The 23,046-nt window shown below is 72.5% G+C and carries 16 protein-coding genes, 1 tRNA gene and 1 pseudogene; 9 read left to right on the top strand and 9 right to left on the bottom strand.

Annotated features, from left to right (window positions below; all coding sequences use genetic code 11):
• The first annotated feature begins 18 nt into the window (after window positions 1–18).
• Together ISOVA_RS13675 and ISOVA_RS13670 are read left to right on the top strand one after the other, a co-directional pair.
• Window positions 19–1,320: an aspartate kinase gene (locus ISOVA_RS13675; protein WP_013839809.1), complete on the top strand. Its 1,302-nt coding sequence runs from the start codon at window positions 19–21 to the stop codon at window positions 1,318–1,320.
• Between the two features lie 5 nt (window positions 1,321–1,325).
• Entirely contained in the window at window positions 1,326–2,450 is a 1,125-nt protein-coding gene (locus ISOVA_RS13670; protein WP_013839808.1) for an aspartate-semialdehyde dehydrogenase, read from the top strand.
• Between the two features lie 135 nt (window positions 2,451–2,585).
• Here the strand turns inward: ISOVA_RS13670 and ISOVA_RS13665 are convergent, their stop codons facing one another.
• Window positions 2,586–3,302, bottom strand: a complete 717-nt coding sequence (locus ISOVA_RS13665; RefSeq protein ID WP_013839807.1) for a hypothetical protein — start codon at window positions 3,300–3,302, stop codon at window positions 2,586–2,588.
• Between the two features lie 421 nt (window positions 3,303–3,723).
• Here ISOVA_RS13665 and ISOVA_RS13660 point away from each other — a divergent pair, with 421 nt between their 5' ends.
• Genes ISOVA_RS13660 through ISOVA_RS13645 form a run of 4 tightly spaced genes read left to right on the top strand, consistent with a single transcriptional unit; the run spans window position 3,724 to window position 7,231 of the window.
• Window positions 3,724–4,701 (top strand): ABC transporter ATP-binding protein, encoded by a 978-nt coding sequence (locus tag ISOVA_RS13660; RefSeq protein WP_041295501.1) that lies wholly within the window; start codon window positions 3,724–3,726, stop codon window positions 4,699–4,701.
• The gene (locus ISOVA_RS13655) at window positions 4,698–5,510 is read left to right on the top strand and encodes an ABC transporter permease (RefSeq protein WP_013839805.1); all 813 of its coding nucleotides are present in this window, start codon (window positions 4,698–4,700) and stop codon (window positions 5,508–5,510) included. Before ISOVA_RS13660 ends, ISOVA_RS13655 begins: the two co-directional genes overlap by 4 nt.
• Before the next feature lie 18 nt (window positions 5,511–5,528).
• Window positions 5,529–6,500, top strand: a complete 972-nt coding sequence (locus ISOVA_RS13650; protein WP_013839804.1) for a bile acid:sodium symporter family protein — start codon at window positions 5,529–5,531, stop codon at window positions 6,498–6,500.
• On the top strand, window positions 6,497–7,231 hold the full coding sequence (locus ISOVA_RS13645) for a glutamine amidotransferase (RefSeq protein WP_013839803.1): 735 nt from the start codon (window positions 6,497–6,499) through the stop codon (window positions 7,229–7,231). The genes ISOVA_RS13650 and ISOVA_RS13645 overlap by 4 nt, the downstream gene beginning before the upstream one ends.
• 125 nt (window positions 7,232–7,356) lie before the next feature.
• Here ISOVA_RS13645 and ISOVA_RS13640 read toward each other — a convergent pair whose 3' ends face one another.
• Together ISOVA_RS13640 and ISOVA_RS13635 are read right to left on the bottom strand one after the other, a co-directional pair.
• Window positions 7,357–9,672, bottom strand: coding sequence for an immune inhibitor A domain-containing protein (locus ISOVA_RS13640; RefSeq protein WP_013839802.1), 2,316 nt, complete (start codon window positions 9,670–9,672; stop codon window positions 7,357–7,359).
• A 179-nt stretch (window positions 9,673–9,851) separates the two neighbouring features.
• Window positions 9,852–10,349: an NUDIX hydrolase gene (locus ISOVA_RS13635; protein ID WP_013839801.1), complete on the bottom strand. Its 498-nt coding sequence runs from the start codon at window positions 10,347–10,349 to the stop codon at window positions 9,852–9,854.
• Window positions 10,350–10,676: 327 nt separating this feature from the next.
• Between ISOVA_RS13635 and ISOVA_RS13630 the strand changes: the two genes are divergently transcribed.
• A complete protein-coding gene (locus ISOVA_RS13630; protein WP_013839800.1) occupies window positions 10,677–11,774 on the top strand; it encodes a 3-deoxy-7-phosphoheptulonate synthase in 1,098 nt (365 codons plus the stop codon).
• A 305-nt stretch (window positions 11,775–12,079) separates the two neighbouring features.
• Here the strand turns inward: ISOVA_RS13630 and ISOVA_RS13625 are convergent, their stop codons facing one another.
• The 3 genes and pseudogenes from ISOVA_RS13625 to ISOVA_RS16200 all read right to left on the bottom strand — a co-directional run bounded on the left by ISOVA_RS13625 (window position 12,080) and on the right by ISOVA_RS16200 (window position 15,703).
• A complete protein-coding gene (locus tag ISOVA_RS13625) occupies window positions 12,080–13,228 on the bottom strand; it encodes a DUF4232 domain-containing protein (protein WP_013839799.1) in 1,149 nt (382 codons plus the stop codon).
• A 61-nt stretch (window positions 13,229–13,289) separates the two neighbouring features.
• Window positions 13,290–14,531: an NAD(P)/FAD-dependent oxidoreductase gene (locus ISOVA_RS13620; protein WP_013839798.1), complete on the bottom strand. Its 1,242-nt coding sequence runs from the start codon at window positions 14,529–14,531 to the stop codon at window positions 13,290–13,292.
• A 233-nt stretch (window positions 14,532–14,764) separates the two neighbouring features.
• Window positions 14,765–15,703, bottom strand: a pseudogene (locus ISOVA_RS16200) (transposase).
• 587 nt (window positions 15,704–16,290) lie between these two features.
• On the opposite strand from ISOVA_RS16200, the gene ISOVA_RS13610 reads away from it, so the two are divergent.
• Window positions 16,291–17,799: an amidase family protein gene (locus ISOVA_RS13610; RefSeq protein WP_221927818.1), complete on the top strand. Its 1,509-nt coding sequence runs from the start codon at window positions 16,291–16,293 to the stop codon at window positions 17,797–17,799.
• Window positions 17,800–17,968: 169 nt separating this feature from the next.
• Window positions 17,969–20,488, top strand: a complete 2,520-nt coding sequence (locus ISOVA_RS13605; RefSeq protein WP_013839796.1) for an amidase — start codon at window positions 17,969–17,971, stop codon at window positions 20,486–20,488.
• Between the two features lie 474 nt (window positions 20,489–20,962).
• On the opposite strand, the gene ISOVA_RS17700 is transcribed toward ISOVA_RS13605, so the two are convergent.
• The 3 genes from ISOVA_RS17700 to ISOVA_RS13595 form a co-directional block, all read right to left on the bottom strand.
• Entirely contained in the window at window positions 20,963–21,049 is an 87-nt protein-coding gene (locus tag ISOVA_RS17700) for a hypothetical protein (protein WP_221927868.1), read from the bottom strand.
• A gap of 910 nt (window positions 21,050–21,959) precedes the next feature.
• Window positions 21,960–22,036: transfer RNA gene (locus ISOVA_RS13600), tRNA-Pro, on the bottom strand.
• 95 nt (window positions 22,037–22,131) lie between these two features.
• Entirely contained in the window at window positions 22,132–23,046 is a 915-nt protein-coding gene (locus ISOVA_RS13595; protein ID WP_013839795.1) for a metallophosphoesterase, read from the bottom strand.

The raw sequence follows: 23,046 nt of genomic DNA, 5'->3' as shown, positions 1-23,046 counted from the left end.
CGACAGGAAGGTGCCCGCATGGCACTTGTCGTGCAGAAGTACGGCGGGTCGTCCGTCTCGGACGCCCACAGCATCAAGCGCGTGGCCAAGCGCATCGCCGAGGCCCGCAGGGCCGGCAACGACGTCGTGGTCGTCGTCTCCGCGATGGGGGACACCACCGACGAGCTCCTCGACCTGGCCGCGCAGATCACCCCGCTGCCGCCCCAGCGCGAGCTGGACATCCTCCTGACGGCGGGCGAGCGGATCTCCATGTCGCTGCTGGCGATGGCGATCAACAACCTCGGCGTCAAGGCCAAGTCGTTCACGGGCCAGCAGGCCGGCCTCATCACCGACGCGGTGCACGGCCGGGCGCGGATCGTCGACGTCGTGCCCTCGCGCATCCGCGAGACGATCTCCAAGGGGCAGGTGGCGATCGTCGCCGGCTTCCAGGGCGTCACCACCGACACCAACGACGTCACGACGCTCGGCCGCGGCGGCTCCGACACGACGGCGGTGGCGCTCGCCGCCGGCCTGCAGGCCGACGTCTGCGAGATCTACACCGACGTCGACGGCGTGTTTACCGCCGACCCGCGCATCGTCCCGAACGCCCGCAAGATCGAGCGCGTCACGTACGAGGAGATGCTCGAGCTCGCCGCGTCCGGCGCCAAGGTGCTCGCGCTGCGCAGCGTCGAGTACGCGCGCCGCTACGGCGTGCCCGTGCACGTGCGCAGCTCGTTCTCGGGTGCGACCGGCACCCTCGTCGTGGGGACCTACGGCGACAGGATCGACCCCAACGCCCCGTCGGGCGAGGAGGAGCAGATGGAAGCCCCGATCATCTCCGGCGTCGCGCACGACCGCAGCGAGGCCAAGATCACCGTGGTCGGCGTCCCCGACGTGCCCGGCATGGCCGCGCGCATCTTCGAGGTCGTGGCCGGCGCCGGTGCGAACATCGACATGATCGTCCAGAACGTGTCCGCGGCGGCCACCGGCCTGACGGACATCTCGTTCACGCTGCCGCAGGGCGACAGCCCGGCGACGATGGCGGCGCTCACCGCGGTGCAGGGCGAGATCGGCTTCGCCTCGCTCCAGTTCGACGACCAGATCGGCAAGCTGTCGCTCGTCGGCGCCGGCATGAAGTCGCACCCCGGCGTGTCCGCGCGGCTGTTCGGCGCGCTGCGCGACGCCGGCATCAACATCGAGATGATCTCCACCTCGGAGATCCGCATCAGTGTCGTGACTCGCGCCGACTCGTTGGACGACGCGGTGCGCGCCGTGCACACGGCGTTCGACCTCGACTCCGCCGAGGGCGAGGCCGTGGTCTACGCCGGGACGGGGCGGTGAGTCGCATGGTCCGCATCCACGACCACGGCGTGAACGTCGCCGTCGTCGGCGCGACCGGCCAGGTCGGCACGGTCATGCGCCGCCTGCTCGCCGAGCGCGAGTTCCCCGTGCGCGAGCTCCGGTTCTTCGCGTCGGCCCGCTCGGCCGGGTCGGTCCTGGAGTTCCAGGGCGTCGAGGTGCCGGTCGAGGACGTCGCCGCGACGTCGACCGAGGACCTCGCCGACGTCGACGTCGCGATCTTCTCCGCCGGCGGCGGCACGTCGCGCGAGCACGCGCCGCGGTTCGCCGAGGCGGGCGCCGTCGTCATCGACAACTCGTCCGCGTGGCGGCTCGACCCCGAGGTCCCGCTCGTCGTCTCCGAGGTCAACCCCGAGGCGATCGGCGACGCCGTCAAGGGCATCATCGCCAACCCCAACTGCACCACGATGGCCGCGATGCCCGTCCTCAAGCCGCTGTCCGACGAGGCGGGGCTCGAGCGGCTGCGGGTCGCGACCTACCAGGCGGTGTCCGGGTCGGGCGTGGCCGGCGTGGCCGAGCTCGCCGCGCAGGCGCGTGCCGCCGTCGGGCAGGACCTCGAGGGCCTCGCGCACTCGGGGTCGGCGGTCGAGTTCCCGGCGCCGGAGAAGTACGTCGCGCCGATCGCGTTCGACGTCGTCGCGCTGGCGGGCTCGATCGTCGGCGACGGGTCGGGCGAGACCGACGAGGAGCAGAAGCTCCGCAACGAGTCGCGCAAGATCCTCGGCCTGCCCGGGCTGGCCGTGGCGGGGACGTGCGTGCGCGTGCCCGTGTTCACGGGGCACTCGCTGGCGATCCACGCGGAGTTCGGGTCGGCGATCACGCCCGAGCGGGCGCGCTCGATCCTGGCGGACGCGCCCGGCGTGCAGCTGGTCGACGTCCCGACGCCGCTCGCCGCGGCGGGCGCCGACCCGTCGCTCGTGGGCCGCATCCGGCAGGACCAGTCCGTGCCCGACGGGCGCGGGCTCGTCCTGTTCGTGTCGAACGACAACCTGCGCAAGGGCGCCGCGCTCAACGCCGTGCAGATCGCCGAGCTCGTCGCCGCCGACCTCGCCGAGCTCGCGGTGCTCGACTCCGCCGACGCGGCCGAGGTCGACGACCTCCCGGCGCCGTAGCGCGTTTCCCCGCGAGGTAGCGCTTCGTTCGCCGACGTAGCGTCGCACTCGGCGAGGTAGCGCGTTTCTCCGCGAGGTAGCGCTGCGCTCCACGAGGTAGCGCTGGTTCGGCCACGTCGAAGGGCCGCGGTGAGCTCACCGCGGCCCTTCGACGTTCGTGTTCGAGCGTCCGCGCGCTCCGCCGGCGCGGCGCCCGACGACGGGCGCGAGCACGACGAGCGCGACCGCGGCCAGCACGTGCCACACCGCGTGACCGGACCACGCGCCGTCGAGCCATCCTCCCGGGACGCACCAGGGCCAACCGGGCGCGGAGTACCGACCGACGGCGCCGCCGACCGCGAGCAGCGCGACCGCGGCGAGCGTCCGCCGTCGGACCGCCCGCCGGAGCCAGGCCCGCACGAGGCTGGACCCGACCGCGACGACGGCGGTCGCGACCTGGACGGCCTCGGATGCCGCCGGTGCGACGGCGGCGAGCACGACGACGAGCCCGGCGAGCGCGAGCCACCACCGGTGACGCAGCGGCCGCCGCGTGAGGTCCGCGACGGCGTCGGCCGCCACGAGCGCGAGCGCGCCCATGAGGGGCGGGTCGTGCAGCACCGGGTTCCACGAAGGCGCGGGCCCGTGCTGCACGACCGACCCGACACCGATGAGGATCGTCAGGACACCGAGCGCGGGGGTCTCCGGCCCGCCCGCCGCAGCGCGGTCGCGCGTGCGACGACGGTGCTCGGCCACGAGGATCCACACGCCCGCCACGACGAACGCCAGGCTCGACCACGCGCTGGGCGGCTGCGTCCACAGCGCGGGGCCGGCCGGTTCGCAGGCGGCGGTGGCGAGCGGCGTCACGCACACCATTGAACGCGCCGTGCGACGTCGTCGCCGATCCCGCTACCTCGCGGCGAGACGCGCTACGTCGGCAAGTGCAGCGCTACCCTCGGCGAGTGCAGCGCTACCTCGGCGGGTGCAGCGCTACCTCGGCGGGTGCAGCGCTACCTCGGCGGGTGCAGCGCTACCTCGGCGGGTGAATCTCAGGAACCCCCTTGCGCTCGTCGAGGACCTATGGTCCCCAGCCTCACGGCCTCTTCGCCCAGCCCTTGCAGCACGCCGCCGCGCCGGCAGCCCCGGTGGCCGTACCGTGGCCGTCGTGGGCGGACTCGCGGCGGCCGCGCTCGCCGCCGTCGTGCTCGACCGCCTGCTCCTCGACGCCCGTGCGTCCTGCGGCCTGACCCTGTCCATCACGACCCACCTGACCACCCCGCACGGAAGGAGGCCCGGCATGGCTGAACCCATCGTCGAGGTCAGCAACCTCCGCAAGACCTACGGCGAGAAGGTCGCCGTGGACGACGTGTCGTTCACCGTCGAGCCCGGCGAGATCTTCGGGATCCTCGGGCCGAACGGCGCCGGCAAGACGACGACCGTCGAGACCCTGGCCGGCCTGCGTCACGCCGACTCCGGAACGGTGCGCGTGCTCGGCATCGACACGCAGCGCGACCCCGAGGCGGTCCGCGACCTGCTGGGCGTCCAGCTCCAGGAGGCCGCGCTGCACGACAAGATCACGGTCGGCGAGGCGCTGCGCCTCTTCGCGTCGTTCTACGCCGACCCGGCCGACCCCGCCGAGCTGCTCGACCTGCTCGACCTGACCCGTCACGAGGACGTGCAGTTCGCCCGCCTCTCGGGCGGGCAGAAGCAGCGCCTGTCGATCGCCCTCGCGCTCGTGGGCAACCCGCGGATCGCGATCCTCGACGAGCTCACAACGGGCCTCGACCCGCAGGCGCGCCGCGCCACGTGGGACCTGGTGGAGCGCGTCCGGGACACCGGCGTGACGATCCTGCTCGTCACCCACTTCATGGACGAGGCCGAGCGGCTGTGCGACCGGCTCGTCGTGATCGACGGCGGCCGCGTGGTCGCCGAAGGGACCCCGGCCGGGCTCGTCGACGGCCTCGAGGACGATCGCACCGTCGTCGTGCGCTTCGCCCCCGACGACGCCGCGCGTGCGGCGGCAGTCCTCACCGACCTCGCCGAGCGGCACCCCGACGTCCACGACGCGTCCGACGCCGGCACGCTCGGCGAGATCGCCGTCACCGGCTCGCGGCGGGTGCTGTTCGCCGTCGTGCCCGCGCTCGCCGGTGCCGACCTCGTGCCCGACGACGTCCGCACCGTCTCGAAGTCCCTCGAGGACGTGTTCCTCGCCGTCACCGGTCGCCGGTACGACCCGCAGGCCGGCGACGCCCTCGTGGAAGGAGCCCGCTCGTGACCACCGCAACCCTCCAGGCGCCCGTCGCCTCCCGCCGGACGGGGGGCTGGCGCGGCTTCGGACGCCTGCTGCGCACCGAGACCGCCGTGTGGCTGCGCGACTTCGCGTCGCCGTTCTTCGGCCTGGCGTTCCCGACGATCATCCTGCTCGGCGTCGGCTTCGCGATCCCGGGCATGCGGGAGCCCATCACCGACGCGCCGCCGGGCTCGGTCTGGTACGGGCTCACCGCCGTCGCGACGTACGTCCCGACGGTGCTCGCCATGGTCGTCGGCACCGCGTCGCTCACGGTCATGCCCGTGACGATCGCGACCTACCGCGAGAAGGGCGTGCTGCGCCGCCTGTCGACCACGCCCATGCGGCCGCAGGGCATCGTCGTCGCGCACCTGATCATCAACGCGACGACGACCGTGCTCGGCGCCGCGCTCGCGCTCGTCGTGGGCCAGCTCGCGTTCGGCTTCGTGGTCCCGGAGCAGACCGCCGTCGTGGTGCTCGCGTTCGTGCTCGGCATGGGCGCGATGTTCGCGCTCGGCATGCTCGTGGCGGCGATCGCGCCGCGTGCGTCGGCCGCCAACGCGATCGCGATGTCGCTCTACTTCCCGATGCTGCTCCTCGCCGGGCTGTGGACGCCGGGCCCGATCATGCCCGAGCTGCTGCGCCAGATCGGGCAGTTCACGCCGCTCGGCGCGGCCGCGCAGGCCATGACCATGGCCTGGTTCGAGCAGGGGTTCCCGCTGCTCCAGGTCGTCGTCATGGTCGTGTGGACCGCCGTCGCCCTGCCCGTCGCGGTGCGTCTGTTCCGCTGGTCCTGACCGGTAGAGTCCCCGGGCATGCGGAAGGTCGCGGAGCTGGCGGGCCGGTGGTTCGCGGTCCTCGTGGTGCTGGGCGGCGTCGCCGGGCTGGTGGCGCCGGCGCAGCTCGCGCCGATCGCCGGGCACGTCCCGCTGTTCCTCGGGATCATCATGTTCGGCATGGGGCTGACGCTGCGCGGGGTTGACTTCGCGCTCGTCGCCCGGCGGCCCTGGGCCGTGCTCGTGGGGGTCGCGGCGCAGTACGTCGTGATGCCGCTCGTCGCGTGGGGCGTCGGGCACGCGTTCGGCCTGGAGGACCTCGCGCTGCTCGGCATGATCCTCGTCGGCGCGGCGCCGGGCGGGACGGCGTCGAACGTCATCGTCTACCTCGCCAAGGGGGACACCGCGCTGTCGGTGACGCTCACGGCGGTGTCGACGGTGCTCGCCCCGCTGCTCACGCCGGCGATCGTGCTGTGGCTCGCAGGTTCCGAGCTCGACGTGACGTACGGCGCGCTCATGACGTCGATCGTGCAGATCGTGCTCGTCCCGGTTCTCGCCGGCCTGCTGCTGCGCACGCTCGCGGGGCGGTACGTCGAGGCGGTGCTGCCGTACCTGCCGCTCGTGTCGGTCACGGGCATCGTCGTCGTGGTCGCCGGCATCGTGGCGGCCAACGCCGGCGCGGTGCTCGGCACCGGGCTGCTGCTCGGCCTCGCGGTCGTCGTCCACAACGGGGTCGGCCTCGCGCTCGGGTACCTCGCGGCGCGCGTGGCCGGCCTCGACGAGACGGCGCGCCGCGCGGTGAGCATCGAGGTCGGCATGCAGAACTCGGGGCTCTCGGCGTCGCTCGCGACGGCGCACTTCAGCCCGGCCGCCGCGCTGCCGGCCGCCCTGTTCTCGGTGTGGCACAACGTCTCGGGCGCGACTCTCGCGTCGTTCTGGGCGCGCCGCCCGGTGGGCGGGGCCGGCGGCGGCGAGCGGCCGCGGGAGGGCGCGCATAGCCTTCCGGCATGAAGCCGTTCCTGCTGCTCGCGACGCGTGCCGAGGACGTCGTCGCCGACGGCGAGTACCGGGCGATGCTGCGGTACTCCGGCCTCCGGGCCGAGCAGCTGCACCGCGTGCGGCTCGAGGCGGCGCCCATGCCGCGGCTCCGCCTCGACGACTACTCGGGGATCGTCGTCGGCGGCGGGCCGTTCAACTCGTCCGACCCGGAGGACGCCAAGTCGGAGGCGCAGCGGCGCGTCGAGCGCGAGTTCGTCGGGCTGCTCGACGAGGTCGTCGAGCGCGACTTCCCGTTCCTCGGCGCGTGCTACGGCGTCGGGACGCTCGGCGTCTACGCGGGCGGCGTCATCGACCGCACGTACCCCGAGGACGTGGGGTGGACGACGGTCGAGCTCACCGACGAGGGTGCCGCCGACCCGCTGCTCGCCGGGCTGCCGCGCCGGTTCGTCGCGTACTGCGGCCACAAGGAGGCCGTGCGCGACGCGCCGCCCGAGGCGGTCGTGCTGGCGACGTCGGAGGCGACGCCCGTGCAGATGTTCCGGCTGCGGCGCAACCTCTACGCCACGCAGTTCCACCCCGAGCTCGACCTCGAGGGCCTGCGCGAGCGGGTCGACGTCTACAAGTCGTACGGGTACTTCGCGCCCGAGGAGGCGTCCGCCGTCGTCGCGCGCGCCCGCGAGGTCACCGTGACCGAGCCGATGCGCATCCTGCGGCGGTTCGTCGAGCTCTACGCCCGCCCCTGAGCAGTTGTCAGGCCCACGCCCGGGTATACCGCGGCGTGGGCCTGACAACTCGCCACCCCGGAAGAGTTGTCAGGCCCAGCCCTCGGTATACCGAGGGCTGGGCCTGACAGCTCACGCGGGTGGGGTCAGTTGACCTTGACGGTCATGACGCCGGTGCGCGCGTCGACGCTCTGGACCGCGATCCTCGTGCCCGTGCCGCCCACGATGACCGACCCGCCCGGGTTGGCCTTGTCGTAGTAGGCGTACGGGTCCGTGTCGTCGAACACCGGCACGGCGGGTGCGCCGCCGGTGACGAGCGTCGACTTACCCTTCGCGCCCTTGGCCGTCTCGCGGTGCAGCGACAGCGGGTCGGCCTTCTGCAGCCCGAACGTGGCGTCGTAGGACTGGATGCGGTTGCGGGCGACCGTGCCGTCCGACCACCGCAGGGCGGCAGGACGGGCGTCGACCGGCAGCGCCTGGCCCGCACCCGGGTGCTGCGACACGTTGTTGTCGCCGTAGAGGCTGTTCACGTACCAGACCAGCAGGCCGTCCTGGTACGGGAAGTGCTCCACCGTGTCCGGCGCGCTGATTCCCCAGCCGAAGTTGTACGGACCGGTCGCGAGCGTGGTGTCGTACCCGGCGTACTGCCGGTTCTCCGCCACGTAGTAGTGCGTGAACGGCTGCGTGTAGGAGCCGTCGGTGACGACCCGGAAGTCGTTCAGCGTCCAGCCCGCCGCGTCGTCCTCGAAGCCCGCGGTGAGCGCCGAGCCGACCGCCACGTCGTCGACCACGAAGCCGAGCTCGTGGTAGGCGGCGTCGTTGAAGTGACGGAAGCGCAGCTGCGCGACCTTCCCCGCATGCGCCGACAGGTCCGCCGTGAGGTCGACCCACTGGCCCGCCGTCGTGCCGGTGATGCCGTGACCCTCGTTCTGGTTGTTCGGGTCCGTGCTGGTCGACCGGTTGGTGGCGAGCGGCACGAAGGTGGCGCCGCCGTTGGTCGAGATCTCCGCGTACGCGTAGTCCCAGTCGACCTCGATCGCGTAGTTCACCTTGGCGGTGAGCTGTGCGCCGGCCGGCACGGTGAACGACGGCGAGGTCGCCGTCGAGGTGCGGTAGTCGCCCGTGCCGGAGTAGAGGTACTTGCCGTCGATCGGGGTGACGACGTCGACCTTCTGCTGGCCGTCGGGCAGGTTCACGACGACGGCCTGCGCGTCCTTCGTCGCGTGGAACGACGGGCCGAGGGTCACGCGGGACGACTGCCCGGGGCGGACGGTCGCGTGGTCGAGCCAGCCGAGGAACATCTTCTCGTGCGCGCCCATGTGGTTGGGCGTGGTGCCGATCGAGCCCTCGCCGTGGCCGAGCCAGGAGCCCGAGCTCATGAGGTTCCAGAAGCCCGTGCCGTTCTCGCCGCCCGCGGTGTCGTAGTAGTCCGGCAGGCCGAGGTCGTGACCGAACTCGTGCGCGAACACGCCGAGGCCGCCGTTCTCCGGCTCCGTGGTGTAGTCGCGGATCCAGATGTCGGTGTCGCCGATCTTGACGCCACCGGCCGCCGGGAAGCCCGCGGGGCCCTGGCCCTGCTGCCAGCCGTTCGGGTTGGCGGCCCAGCGGTGCGACCAGATGGCCCACTCCGGGGCGCCGGCCTCCTCGCCGGGGCCGGCGTGGATGGCCTGGAAGTGGTCGATGTAGCCGTCGGGCTCGTCGTAGAGGCCGTCACCGTCGAGGTCGTAGCGGTCCCAGACGTCGAACGACTGCAGGTACTCGGTGATCTCCTGCGGCGTCTTGCCGCGGGCGATCTGGTCGGCGTACCAGGCGTTCGCGGCGTCCTGGATGAAACGCGTCATGTCGACGTTCGACTCGGTCGTGCCGTACGACGCCTCGTGGTAGGGCACCTTCACCCAGTCGGAGACGTCGCCCTGCAGGTCGAAGCGGCCCGAGCTCATCTCGTCGTACAGGTCGCGGAACGACTCGCCGCCCTGGTCGGCCATGCCGTTGAAGAACATGTCCATGTAGTGCGCGCGCGAGAAGTCCGGCTTCCAGTACGTCGAGTTGTCACCCTCGACCGGCGCCGGGATCTGGTTGTGGACCGGGCCCGCGGGGGACCGGCGGAAGCGGCTGTCGACCTGGTCGCCGAACTCGACGAGGAAGCTCAGCAGCTGTGCCGTCTCCTCGGTCTCGTACTCGACCCACTTGCGCGGTGCGACCTCGACGACCTGCGAGGTGTTCTCCCCGCTGCCGCGGGTCTCGACCGTCTTCTTGCCCGTGGCGACGAGCTCGACGGCCTTCTCCTTCAGTGCCCGGCGCTTGTCCGACAGGGTGTCGGCGCGGTCGTCCTCCTTGACGTGCGCGCCGTCGGGTGTCGGGACGTCGGACGCGGGCGCCGCCGATGCGACGCCGGGCGCGACGACGGCGGCCGCGACGAGTGCGGCAGCGGCGCCGAACGCGCTGGTGATGCGTAGGTTCACGGTTCCTCCGATGTGTGGAGCGTCCCGGCCGCTGCTCGACCGGCACTACCCCGCTCCGGCCCGGTCGGAGTGTGGCCGAGCAAGAGTGTGGCGGAGGACACATAACCAGATATCCGGGGCTGCGTCGAAAAGCGCCGGACAAACCCGCCGAGATCGCACGGTGGCACCGGCGGAAAGCGTTACCGGACGAAGATCGTCCCGTGCTGCGGCGCGGCGAGGTAGCGCTGCGCGAGCTCGAGCCGCTCGCGCGACGAGCGCGTGACGTCGTCGGGCAGCGCGTCGACGGGGAACCAGGCCACCTCGAGCGACTCGTCGTCGGCGACGCGCGCAGCGGCCGCCGCCTCCCGGGAGACCGGCCGGGCCACGAAGCACAGGTCGAGGTATGCGGACCGGTCGCCGTTCGGGTAGGTGATCACCGGCGTCGTGCTCACGGCGGCGAGCGCCTCGATGCGCACCTCGACCGCCGTCTCCTCGAGCACCTCGCGCGCGAGCCCGACGGCCGGCTCCTCGCCGGGCTCGAGGATGCCGCTGACCAGGGCCCACAGCCCGGAGTCGGCGCGGCGGCCGAGCAGCACGCGGCCGTCGTCGTCGAGCACGACGGCCGTCACGCCGGGCAGCCAGAGCAGATCCGTGCCGATGCGCTCGCGCAGGCCGGCGACGTAGGGCGGGATGGGCATGGCCCGACCCTACCGACCCCGGGGCGCCGGGCGCCGGGACCGGATCGTGGACAGGAATGGACTTCCCGCGCGGGCGGGGCGTACCGTCGTCGCCGTGAACACTCGTTGGTATTGGCGCTTTACGCCGGCTCCGGTTGGGGCTCGGCGGGCTCGCGCCTGACCGACGACTTCCACCGGAGCCAGCACAGGGCCTGGGACGCGCACGTGCGTCCGGGCCCTTCGTCGTCGGACGAGCCGCTCCGGTCGGGCACGGGACCACGGTTCACCGGCGACGCCGCGACGCCCGCCCCGCCACGACCCGAACCGGACGACCAGGAGCCCAGACCGATGACCACGACCGCCTCCGAACGCGCCGAGCTGCAGGCCCGCACCGACGACCTTCGCGTCCGCGCGCTCGACCCGCTCCCGGCGCCGCGCACCCTGCGCGCCGAGATGCCGCTCGGCACCCGCCGCGGCGACCTCGTCACGACGTCCCGCCGCGAGGTCCGCGACGTGCTGCGCGGCGAGGACGACCGCCTGCTCGTCATCGTCGGGCCCTGCTCGGTGCACGACCCGGCGGCGGCGCTCGACTACGCCTCCCGCCTGGCGCCGCTCGCGCGCGAGCTCGCCGAGGACCTCGTCGTCGTCATGCGCGTGTACTTCGAGAAGCCGCGCACCACCGTCGGGTGGAAGGGCCTCATCAACGACCCGCACCTCGACGGGTCGCACGACGTGCACCACGGGCTGCGGCTCGCGCGCGAGGTGCTGCTGGGCGTGCTCGACGCCGGCGTGCCCGCCGCGTGCGAGTTCCTCGAGCCGACCTCGCCGCAGTACATCGCCGATGCGGTGACGTGGGGCGCGATCGGCGCGCGCAACGCCGAGTCGCAGGTGCACCGCCAGCTCGCGTCGGGCCTGTCGATGCCCGTCGGGTTCAAGAACGCGACCGACGGCGACGTGCAGATCGCCGTCGACGGCTGCATCACCGCGGCGAGCGAGCACACGTTCTTCGGCGCGGACGCCGAGGGCCGCGCGGCCGCCGTCGAGACCACCGGCAACCCCGACTGCCACGTCATCCTGCGCGGCGGGCGCGGGGGACCGAACTACGGGGCGGCCGACGTGGCGGCGGCGCTGGCCGTGGCGCGGACGTCCGGGCTCGGCGGGGCGGTCGAGGCGGGCGTCGTCGTCGACGCGTCGCACGGCAACTCGGGCAAGGACCACGTGCGCCAGGCCGAGGTCGTGCGCGAGATCGCCGCGCGGCTCGCCGAGGGTGAGCAGGGGATCACCGGTCTCATGATGGAGAGCTTCATCGAGGCCGGCGCCCAGAAGCCCGGACCGCTCGAGTCGCTGGTGTACGGCAAGTCCGTCACGGACAAGTGCATGGACTGGGGCACGACGGCGGACCTGCTGCAGGTGCTCGCCGGTGCCGTGCGCGAGCGGCGCGGCTGAGGGGCGTCTGCCGAGCCGCGTCGTCCGTCTCTGTTCGACGTCCACGAGGTCCGTTTCTGTGACGGACCGAGACGGAGGTGGGCCGGCTCGGGGGAGTGGGCCGGCTCAAAGCGTCCTCCGGCGGCTTCCGTCACGCGTCGACGCGCAGCACGACGTCGGGCCGGACCGGTCCACGAGCGAGGCCGGGACGACCGGAGGTCGGCGGGGCATGTGCCGAGCCAACCAGGGGGCCCGGCCCCGCTCGGCGTTGTCCACAGGCTCACCCGCGGGTCCCGGCACCCGCCGGAGCGGCAGGGCCAGCCCGATCAGGTGCCGTCGCCCGCCTGGAGCCACGGGCTCGTGCGCACCTCGGAGCCGTCGACGACGTCGAGCGGGGACTCGCCCACCCGCACCAGGACGGGCGCGGCACCCGGCACGGGCACGACCTCCAGCGCCGCGGTGAGCTGACGTCCCGTGCCGGACGCGGCCCGCCACAGCAGCGCGGCGACGGCCTCCTCGCCGACCGGCACGACCACGCGGGCAGCCCGGTCGCGGTCGGGGACCAGGTCGACACCCTCCTGCAGGGCCCCGTCGCCGTCGAGGAACGCCACCTCGGGGAAGCCCGCGACCGCGCACGGCCGGTCCGAGACGTTCCGCGCGGACAGGCTCGCGTACCGCGTGCCCAGCGCGGCCTCCACGCCGGCGAGGCTCACATCGAGGTCGTCGCCGGTGCACGACGGCGCGCGCTCGTCGGCCGGCCACGGCTCGGTCGCGGGGACGGTCGGGACGGGCTGCGGCTCGGGCTCCGCCGGGGCTCGTCCGCCGACCCAGCCCTCGAGGCGTGCGGCGTACCCGGGCTCGGTGAGCACGTACGCCACGGGGTGCCCGACGGCGGTGCTCGCGTCGTGGCGGTCGAGCCACGCTGCGACGGCGCTCGCCTCCGGGGCGCCGACCGCCGTCGTCATCGACACCTGCACGTGCGGCTCCGTGGAGGCGACGTAGACGGCACCGTCGACCCCGTCGCGTGACGCGGCGTCGACCGCCAGGCGCGCGGCTGCGACGTCGGGCACCCCGCCGTACGCGTCGTAGCGGACGGTGCGGTCGCCGGTCTCGAGCGACACCGCGATCCCGCGCTCGGCGGCGAACCCGGCGAGCTCGACGAGCGCCGCGCCGCCGCGCGCCTCGACGATCCCGCGCACCGCGACCGCGCCGGCCTCCCGCAGCGCGAACGCGTCCTCGACCCCGATGCCACCGGGGTTCGCGGACGGGTAGGGCACGTCGACGGGGAACAGCTCGACGCCGCCGGCGGTGCGCGGCTCGCCCGCGACGACGCGCGCCGAGGTCGTGAGCGTGCGGACGCCGGGCACGGGCACGTCGGCCACCGGGTCCCACGGACGCCAGGCGAGCAGCGCCGCGACACCACCGAGCACCAGCACACCGGCACCGAGGAGGAGCGCCACGCGTCGTCGGACCACGCCGCAGAGCCTCGCACACCGGTGCGGCGGCCCCGCGGAGGGGCTCGTGGAGGAGCGTGGCTCAGGCGGCGACGAAGCCCTCGAGCTCCTCGCGCGCCACCGGCTCGGTCGAGCGGATCAGCCGCTCGACGTCGTCCATCCGGTCCCAGACGTTGACGGCCATGCCGGCCTCGACCCGGCCGTCGCGCACGTAGAACGCGACGAGCTCGCGGTCCGCCGTCGACCCGCTGACGACCACCTCGTAGCCGGGGTTGCGCACGTCGACGTAGCCCTTGTACTCCATGCCCACGTCGAACTGGTCGCTGAAGAAGTAGGGGAGCAGGTCGTACGGGTCGGCGAGCCCGAGCATGGCGCGGCCGGCGTGCTTGCCCTGCTCGAGCGCCGCGGCCCAGTGCTCGACGCGCAACGGGCGCCCGTAGCGGGGCGCCGGCACCGAGGCGATGTCGCCCGCCGCGAACACGTCGGGGTGCGACGTGCGCAGGTACCCGTCGACCGCGACCCCGCCCCCGAGGTCGTCCGAGCGCAGCTCCAGCCCGGCCGCGCACGCGAGCCCCACGTTGGGCGTCACGCCGACGCCGACCACGACGACGGACGCCGCGACGTGCGTGCCGTCCGCGAGGTCGACGCCGGTCACCTGGCCGTCGACGCCGGTGAGCCGCACGACCTCGGCCTGGCGGTGCAGGCGGACGCCGCGCTCCTGGTGGAGCGTCCCGTACAGCTCGCCCAGCTCGGGGCCGAGGACGGCGAGCGGGTGCGCGCCGCGCCCGAGCACCGTGACGTCCAGGCCCAGCTCGCGGGCCGACGCCGCGACCTCCATCCCGATCCAGCCGTCGCCGATCACGACGACCTCGCCCGTGCCCTCGAGCGACGCCGGCAGGAGCGTGCCCGCGAGCCGGTCGGCGTCGTCGACGGTCCGCAGGTAGTGCACGTTGCCGAAGTCGGAGCCCGGGACGCCGAGCGAGCGGGGGGTCGACCCCGTGGCGAGCAGCGCGGTCGAGAACGGCAGGGTCGCGCCGTCCACGAGCGTGATCCGGTGCGACGCCGGGTCGACCGCCGCGACGGTCGTCGACGTGCGCAGCTCGACGCCGTGCTCCCCGTACCAGTTCTCGCCGAGCACGAAGATGTCCTCGCGGTGCTCCTGGCCGCGCAGGTAGCCCTTGGACAGCGGCGGCCGCTCGTACGGCCGGTGCGGCTCGCTCGTCAGCAGGACGACGTCGCCGTCGTACCCCTCGCCGCGCAGCGCCTCGACCGCGCGTGCGGCCGCCAGGCCCCCGCCGACGACGACGATCGGATCGGTGGGCATGGCGCCTCCAGGGTGCTGTGCGGTGCTCGACGGCGGGCTGACCGAGCGCTCGGCGGTCGGCGGGTCCAGTGTCCGGTGACCCTGTCACACTCGCACCCTGATCGACGGCGTGAGGTGCGTCACAGTTGGCCGTCTCGTGTGTCGTCGGGGCTGCGCACGACGCCGTCGTCGCCCCTGCGCACCCGCTGCCCGGAGGGTCTGTCCGATCAACGGTGGGCGGGGCTCGGCATCCTTCAGTTGCTCGAGGGGTTGATGCGCCCCTCGAAGGTGATCGCGAACGCGTTCAGCGCGGCCTTCCACCTGATGACCCATCGTGCCCGACCGCGGCCGGTGGGGTCCAGGGAGCGGGTGACGAGGTAGAGGCACTTCAGTGCCTCGGCGTCGTTCGGGAAGTGGCCTCGGGCGCGCACCGCTCGCCGGTAGCGGGCGTTGAGGGACTCGATCGCGTTCGTGGTGCAGATGATCTTGCGGATCTCAACGTCGTAGTCCAGGAAGCCGATGAACTCCCCCCACGCGTTGCGCCACAGCCTGACCGCGGCCGGGTACTTGCCCGCCCATTTCGCGGCGAACTCGTCCATCCGCATCTCGGCCTGCTCGGCGTTCACGGCCGTGTAGATCGGCTTCAGGTCGCGGGCCATTTACGGATCAGATGGATCACGCACGTCTGGAGCGGCCGGGTCTGCCACTCGGCCATCTCGGCCACGACCCTTGTCCGGGATCCGGCTGACCGTGTTCTTGGAGACGCTCGCGCCGTAGACCTCGGCGAAGTGCGCGCTGATCTCCCCGGTCGTCAGCCCCCGCGCGGTCAGCGACAGCACCAGCTCGTCGACACCGGTCAGACGCCGCTGACGTTTGCGCACGATCGCCGGCTCGAAGCTGCCGTCCCGGTCGCGAGGCACGTCGATCTGCACCGGGCCGATCTCGGTCAGCACCGTCTTGGGCCGGGTTCCGTCGCGCTCGTTCGTCCCCGTCATGGCCTCCCGCTCGCCCGGCGGGTAACCCAGGTGCTCGGTCAGTTCCTCCTCCAGCGCCGTCTCCAACACCTGCTTCGTCAGCCCGGTCAGCAGACCGTCCGGCCCGACCAGGTCGATCCCCGCCGCCTTCGCCTGAGCGACCAGCTGCTGTGCCAGCGCCTGCTTCTCGTCATCGTCGAGCGTCACGGGCTCGATGATCTCGGTCACTCTGCCTGCTTCCCGCCAGACACCACGTCCAGCGTGTCAGGCCGAGACCCACCCACCGTTAATCAGACAGACCCGGCCGAGGAGAAGGCCCGGGTCGTGTTGTCGATCCTGGCCGGTGAGGTGAGCGTCGCCGATGTCGCCGACGCCTGAAAACTGACCCCGGAGCGACGGTGGTGGATCCGCTTTCGGCCGTCGTTGACGGCCGAAGCGGCTCGGCGGGCGAAGGTGTCCCAGTATCTCGCCTCGTGTCTGATCGCAGTTCGTCGCCTGCGCCCTTGCTGTAGGGAGCTCTGAGCGCGCGGTGCCATCTTGCGGTCCGAGCCGGTGCATGACCGTGCGTCGTCACAGGACCGCAATCTGCGCCGCATGTGATCGAAACGTTGCGATGGTCGGATGTCTGCTGGGCGGGCACCAGCCCGCAACGTGCAGGCGAGAGGCAGAAAACGATGTCTTCGAGAACACGCGGCAGCCGTCTGACCCGGCTCGGTACCGGAGCGACGGTCGGTGTGCTGGCCGCGGCGCTCGCGGCCGCCCCGGCGGCGCTCCCCGCAGCCCAGGCAGTGCTGTCGCCTTCGTCGGTGGCCGCCGCACCGAAGCCGAAGCCGGTGGCCCTCGACCTGGCCACCGCCGGCGTCCCGGAGGTCCGGGCGGGGCTGACGTCCGGTGCCTTCACCTCGGTCGACCTCGTCGGCGCCTACCTCGAGCGGATCCAGGCGATCAGCATCGACGGTCCGCACCTGAACGCGGTGCGAGCGATCAACCCGGCCGTGTACCAGGAGGCGAGAGCCCTCGACAAGGAGCGGAAGGCCGGCACCGTCCGAGGCCCGCTGCACGGCGTGCCTGTGCTGCTCAAGGACAACATCGACGTCAAGGGGATGCCCACGACGGCCGGGTCGATCGCGCTGGGGAACTCCTACCCGGCTGACGACGCGCCGATCGTCAAGGAGTTGCGCGAGGCCGGTGCGGTCATCCTCGGCAAGGTGAACCTGTCCGAGTTCGCGAACTTCATCACCTCGGGCATGCCGTCCGGGTACAGCTCGCTCGGTGGTCAGGTCCTCAACCCCTACGACGCGAGCCAGACGCCGAGCGGTTCGTCGTCGGGCTCCGGTGTCGCGGCGGCCACGGGCATGGCGCCGCTGACGATCGGCACCGAGACGTCGGGCTCGATCCTCAGCCCCGCCCAGGCGAGCTCGGTCGTGGGCGTCAAGCCCACCGTGGGACTCGTGAGCCGGACCGGCATCATCCCGATCTCGGCGTCGCAGGACACGGCCGGCCCCATGGTCAAGACCGTGTACGACGCGGCCGCGCTGCTCTCGGCCATCGCCGGTGTCGACCCCGAGGACGCCGCGACCACCGACAACCCGCTCGCCGGCACGGACTTCACGGGCGTCCTCACGGAGGACGCGCTCGACGGTGCCCGAATCGGCTATGTCGCGAACAACAACCCGCTGTACCAGGACGCCCTCGCGGCTCTCGAGGCGCAGGGCGCCACGCTCGTGCCCGTCACGGTCGCCAACACCAGCGCGCCGAGCATCCTGGTCCAGGAGTTCAAGCGGGACATGAACGCCTACCTCGACCGTCTGCCCGACGCCGCCCCGATGCAGACGTTCGACGACATCCGCCAGTACAACATCGACCACCCGGAGGGCCAGAAGTTCGGCCAGCTGTACTTCGACCTGGGTGCACAGGTGGATCTGGAGGACCCGGAGCAGCTGGCGGCGTACGAGGCCAACCGGGACCGGGGCATCGCCGAGACGCGCGCTGCCATCGACTCGGTCCTGGAGAAGAACGACCTCGACGCCATCGTCTCCAGCTCCGGCACCACGGGCGTCGGTGCACGTGCCGGATACCCGTCGGTGAGCGTCCCGATGGGCTACGCGGCGAACAACCTGCGGCCCTCGTCGATCGTCTTCCTGGGCACGGCGTGGGCGGAGCCGGAGCTGCTCGCTCTGGCCTACGACTACGAGCAGGCGACGCAACTGCGTCGCACGCCCGAGGAGATCAACCCCTCGCTCTTCCGCTGCGTGACCGTCCAGGACGCGTGGGCTGCGGGCTGCACCACGATCCCCACGCACCAGGGACGCTGACCTCACCGGCCGGGGGCTCGGGCGGCGCGCCCATCTGGAGCGCGCCCCCGAGCCTCCGGCCGGCCTGCGCCTGGACGCCGCGCAGCGGCGTGGCGCCGAGGCACTCGAGTCCCGCGCACGACCCGACACCCGGAGCCCAGCCTCCGGCAGATGAAGGAGAAGAAGAAGGATGTCACCACAGTCCCGCACGACGCGGCCCCGGAGGGTCCCGCTCGTCGCGGCGTCCCTCGCCGCCGCGCTGGTCCTGCCGATCGGTGCGGCGAACGCGTTCACCTACGTCACCGACGACAACGGCACCGCCTGGGGTATCCAGGACTCGGCCAGTCCTGGGACCGACACCGGTTCGATCCGGGCGACGCAGTCCGGGACCGGTGTGCAGGCGCCGTACTCCACGATGCTCAACGGCTACGGCGGCATCCGCGTCACCGTCGGCTCGGCAGACAAGCACCGCTTCGACGGCGAGATGATGCGCGGGTTCGGCCTCGTCGAGGAGGGCACCGGCCACTTCGAGTCGACGAGGTCCGTCGACCTGTCCGGGGTCCGCATCACGCGGACGATCGACGTCGAGCGGTCCGAGGGGTACGGCCGGTGGCTGGACACCCTGACTAACACCACCAAAAAACCCTTGACCGTGGAGGTGGCGTTCGGAGGGCAGACCGGCTTTGGGTCCACCGGCACCAACGCCAGCTCTGTCGTCCTCTCGTCCTCCGGTGACAGCGTCCTGGACCGGTCGGACACGTGGACGACCTCGGCGTCGGGCACCAGCGGCACCCGGACGACGCAGGGCCCGACCGCGACCGTGGCGGGGAGCTTCGACCGCACCGGGAACTGGCTGCGCGACACGTTCGGCCAGCCCTACTCCGGCGAAGGGCACCTGGCGAACTTCCCGGCCTACGTCCACACCCTCACGCTGGACCCGGGCCAGTCCGCGTCCGTGCTGAACTTCGTCGTCGTGGGCCGTCCGGTCACCGCGGCCACCTCGGAGGCCGAGATCGCCAAGGTGTCCGACCTTGCCGCCCGGCTCGCGGCCGCACCGGACGTCGACGGCCTGTCCGCCAAGGAGCTCGCCTCGGTCGTCAACTTCGAGGGCCTGACCGCGCACCCCGGCCAGGGCAAGGGCCTGACGAAGGTCAAGCAGCCGCCGGCCGCCGTCGAACCGGCGCGGACGACGACGGTGGGCTACGACGTCGTGGACAAGACGATCGCTCAGCTGCAGGCCGACATGGAGTCAGGCACGACCACGTCGGTCGAGATCACCAAGGCCTACCTCGACCGGATCGGCGCCTACGACGCCGGGCCGTTCGCGTTCAACGCGTTCACGACCGTCGCCACCGACGCGCTTAGGCAGGCCCGGGCCGCCGACGACGCCCGAGCGCGCGGCACGCGGGGCGCGCTGCTCGGCATCCCCATCGCCGTGAAGGACCTGTACGACACGGCTGACATGCCGACCACCAACGGCTCGATCACCTTCGACGGCTTCCGCCCGGCCGAGGACGCCTACCAGGTGGCCAGGCTGCGGGACGCCGGCGCGGTCATCATCGGCAAGGCGTCGATGGAGGAGTACGCCACGTCCGGCTCGTACTCCGACAACGCGTACGGCACGGTGTGGAACGCCTTCGAGCCGTCGCGGTCCGCCCTCGCCTCCTCCGGCGGGTCGGCCGTCGCCACGGCGACCAGCATGGCCGCCGCGGGGCTCGGCTCGCAGACCGGCGACTCGCTGTACGCACCGGCATCGGCCGCGAGCCTCGTGACGCTGCGCGGCACAGACGGCATGCAGTCCGACCGCGGTGTGATGCCCCTGGTGTGGCTGCAGGACTACGCCGGGGCCATGACCCGCAGCGTCTCCGACCTGGCGGACATCCTTAACGCGGTCTCGGGCACCGACCCGCAGAACCCGGAGACGTTCGAGGCGGACGCGCACCGCCCGCAGGACTGGCGCACGGTGCTCGACGAGGACGCCCTCGCAGGAAAGCGCATCGGCATCGTGCCGTCGGCCTGGGTCGACCCGTACGGCACGACGACGACAATCGACGCCTCTCGGGCAGCCCTTGAGCACCTCGAGGCAGCCGGGGCCCAGCTGGTCACCATCGAGACGAACGCGGTCGCGCCCGCGCGCCCGAGCGGCAACACGCAGTACGAGGGCTGGGCCCGGTACATCGAGTCGCACCCCGAGCTCACCAGCCAGCTCGGCATCGACGACCCGTCCGACGTGCTCTGCTCGCAGGCCAAGATGCCGTACACCACCTACGCCCCGTCCTACTGCGAGGGGATGGAGCGCATGACCCCCGAGCAGGTCACGGCATGGCGGGCCTACCGTGCCGACTACAGGGCCAACATCGAGGCGTGGATGGACGCCCACGACGTCGACGCGGTCGTGTATCCCGGCCTGCTGTCGGAGATCTCGCTGAACGACGGCGGCGGAAACCGGTCGAGCTTCGGCCGCCGGGACACGCCCTCGGGCAGCTCCGGCGTCCCGACCGTGGCGTTCCCCGCGGGGACCGACGCCAACGGGGCCCCGATCAACCTGCAGCTCATGGGCCGGGCCTGGTCCGACGCCGAGCTCGTCGGGTACGCCTACGCGTTCGAGCAGGTCGCCGACGGCCACGTCGCCCCCGACACCGCGCCCCCGCTGGAGGTCGCCGACAAGGCCGGGACCCGCGGGCAGGACGGCGGCAAGAAGCGCGGCTGACGTCCGACTCACGCGGCAGGGCGGGCTCCGTCGGGAGCCCCCCTGCTCGTCGTCCGGGTCCATCGACCGAGCACCACCCACGTCAGTCCGCGACATGGGCGTGCGCTGCCCGCGGCCCGGTGTCCTCGTCGAGGAGCACGTCGGCTCTCGGCGTGCACTCCGCGCAGCGTAGATGCCACGTGCGGCGACGTGGTTGGGGCGGATCTGCTCGGTTGGCAGCGCGTGGCGCACCTGCCGGGCCGATGCAGACCGCACCAGCGAGGCGTCGCAGCTCGGACTCCGAGCAGCCCAGCGCCCGCACCGCGGGTTGCACCGGCAAACCTTCACCGGCCATCACCGCGATCGCTGCGGACTGCCTCCTGGGGGCACCACCCTCCCGAACAGCTCGCCCGCCCGCCGGCGGATCGCCAGATCGGTCGCGAGCTCCGCGATCCGCTCCCTTGGCCGCAACTAGCTCGGCCTTCGCCCCGCTGGTCAGCCCGGGCTCAAGACCCTATCGACGCGGTCGTGACGGCACCAGGCGTCGATCGTCTGATCGCTGATGCCCAGGTCGCGTGCCACGTCCGCGACCTTGCTGTGCGACCCGACTCGAGCAGATCCAGCACCTTGCGGCGGAACTCCGGCGGATACCTACGACGTCCCACGAGGCCCTTCCGGCAGGGTCACGTGGCACAAAGATCCAGTAACTCTCGACTCCGGGGAACGCGACACACCAGAGCCTCCATCAGAACGGAACTGCTGCACGAACAGGTGACGCCTGACCTGTGGTGCCGTGAGGTGCTGGTGCTGACCAAGGGTTGTCCTGGCCCACCCCAAGGAGTTCTGTGACGGCGCCGTGGCACGTCGCCCGGCGCGGTGTGGCTCCGATCAACCAGGTTGCGAAAGGACTTCGGGGACAGCGAGTCGTACCTGCCCCGGTGGCTGCATCCCGCCGACGCCGAGGCCGGGCGTGAAGGCCTCGGAATCGGCCGAGCTACGCGAGGATCGCCGGCGTGTCCGGCTGCTGGAGAACGTGAACGAGGTGCTGCGGCGCACGGCGGTGTACCGCTCTCAGGCGCGCCTGCGGGGAAATGATGCACCCGCTCGTGAGAGTTCGTCGCCTACTGGATCCCCGTCGCGGTGATGCGCCGGTCCCCAGGCCTTCCCCGTCGGCCCTACTGCCGGTAGCTGGCCAACCGCGCGCCTGCGCGTGACCTCGAGCAGGCGCATCGGGCGAACGCGTTGTTCGACGCCCACCGCTACGACCTCGAGTTCCGATACCGACTCCTGGGCGACGACGCACGAAGAGGTCAGGTGCGACAGGACAACGCTGTGACCTGGAAGAAGGTCGAGGCCGAGCGCCCGCGCGAAGAAGTCGCGGCCCGAGTTTGATGCCCAGATAGATGCCCAGCAGGCGCGAAGAGGTCGCTCCGGGCCAACGCGAAAGGACCGCTGACCTGAGCATCTGCCCAGGTCAGCGGCCCTTTTCGGCTGGTCGGGGTGACAGGATTTGAACCTGCGACCTCTTCGTCCCGAACGAAGCGCGCTACCAAGCTGCGCCACACCCCGAGGGACTGCTTCCGCGCACACCCGAGGGCCGGTGCCCTCGTGCGGAAGCCTGCCCAGAATAGCGGACGATCGGCCCAGGACGAAAACGAGATCCGCTACCTGGCGGTGAAGGTGAGCAACGTCGCCTCGGGCCGGCAGGCGAACCGCACGGGCGCGTACGGGGACGTCCCGGCACCGGCGGACACGTGCAACCACGTCGAGCCGTTCCCGCCCATCTCGTCGGGCCGCGGGCCGGGCCAGCCGTGCAGGCCGGACGCCCGCCGCCGGTCGAGGTCGCAGTTGGTGACGAGCGCCCCGTAGAGGGGCAGTCGCAGCTGGCCGCCGTGGGTGTGGCCGGCGAGGATCGCGTCGACGCCGTCGCGGTGCATCGCGTCGAGCACGCGCCGGTAGGGCGCGTGCGTCACGCCGAGGCGCAGGGTCGCGTCCGGGTCGGCGGGCGGCCCGTCCGGCACCCGGTCACGGTCGAGGTGCGGGTCGTCGACGCCGACGAGGTCGATGCGCCGTCCGTCGGCCACGACGACGTCGCGCCGGTTGGTGAGGTCCTTCCACCCGGCCACGCGCAGCTCGCCCGCGAGCCGGTCGGCCGGCAGCGGGACCGGGTCCGCCTGGGCGACCCGGGCGTCGGGCAGCAGGTAGCGCGCCGGGTTCTTCGGCACCGGGGCGTAGTAGTCGTTCGACCCCATGACGAACGCGCCCGGCGTCGTCTCGAGCAGCGGCTCGAGCGCGTCGAGCAGCGGCCCGAGGGAGTCCGGGTGCGCCAGGTTGTCGCCCGTGTCGACCACGAGGTCAGGCTCCAGCGCGGCGAGGGAGCGGACCCATGCGATCTTGCGCCGCTGGGTCGGCGTCAGGTGCAGGTCGGACAGGTGCAGCACGCGCAGGTCACGCTCGCCGGCGGGCAGCACGGGGATCGTGGCGCGGCGCAGCGTGAAGAGCTTCGTCTCGAGGTGCGCGTAACCCAGCCCGGCCGCGCCGAGCGCGGCCAGGCCGCCGACGACCCGCAGGGCGCGCAC

The sequence above is a fragment of the Isoptericola variabilis 225 genome, assembly GCF_000215105.1.
GTDB classification, from domain to species: domain Bacteria; phylum Actinomycetota; class Actinomycetes; order Actinomycetales; family Cellulomonadaceae; genus Isoptericola; species Isoptericola variabilis_A.
This window is presented reverse-complemented; position numbering and strand designations above follow the sequence as displayed.

Coding starts and splice junctions, on each gene's coding strand:
- ISOVA_RS13675 (WP_013839809.1), top strand. CDS start 19: ATGGCACTTGTCGTGCAGAAGTACGGCGGGTCGTCCGTCTCGGACGCC.
- ISOVA_RS13670 (WP_013839808.1), top strand. CDS start 1,326: ATGGTCCGCATCCACGACCACGGCGTGAACGTCGCCGTCGTCGGCGCG.
- ISOVA_RS13665 (WP_013839807.1), bottom strand. CDS start 3,302: ATGGTGTGCGTGACGCCGCTCGCCACCGCCGCCTGCGAACCGGCCGGC.
- ISOVA_RS13660 (WP_041295501.1), top strand. CDS start 3,724: ATGGCTGAACCCATCGTCGAGGTCAGCAACCTCCGCAAGACCTACGGC.
- ISOVA_RS13650 (WP_013839804.1), top strand. CDS start 5,529: ATGCGGAAGGTCGCGGAGCTGGCGGGCCGGTGGTTCGCGGTCCTCGTG.
- ISOVA_RS13645 (WP_013839803.1), top strand. CDS start 6,497: ATGAAGCCGTTCCTGCTGCTCGCGACGCGTGCCGAGGACGTCGTCGCC.
- ISOVA_RS13635 (WP_013839801.1), bottom strand. CDS start 10,349: ATGCCCATCCCGCCCTACGTCGCCGGCCTGCGCGAGCGCATCGGCACG.
- ISOVA_RS13630 (WP_013839800.1), top strand. CDS start 10,677: ATGACCACGACCGCCTCCGAACGCGCCGAGCTGCAGGCCCGCACCGAC.
- ISOVA_RS13620 (WP_013839798.1), bottom strand. CDS start 14,531: ATGCCCACCGATCCGATCGTCGTCGTCGGCGGGGGCCTGGCGGCCGCA.
- ISOVA_RS13605 (WP_013839796.1), top strand. CDS start 17,969: ATGTCACCACAGTCCCGCACGACGCGGCCCCGGAGGGTCCCGCTCGTC.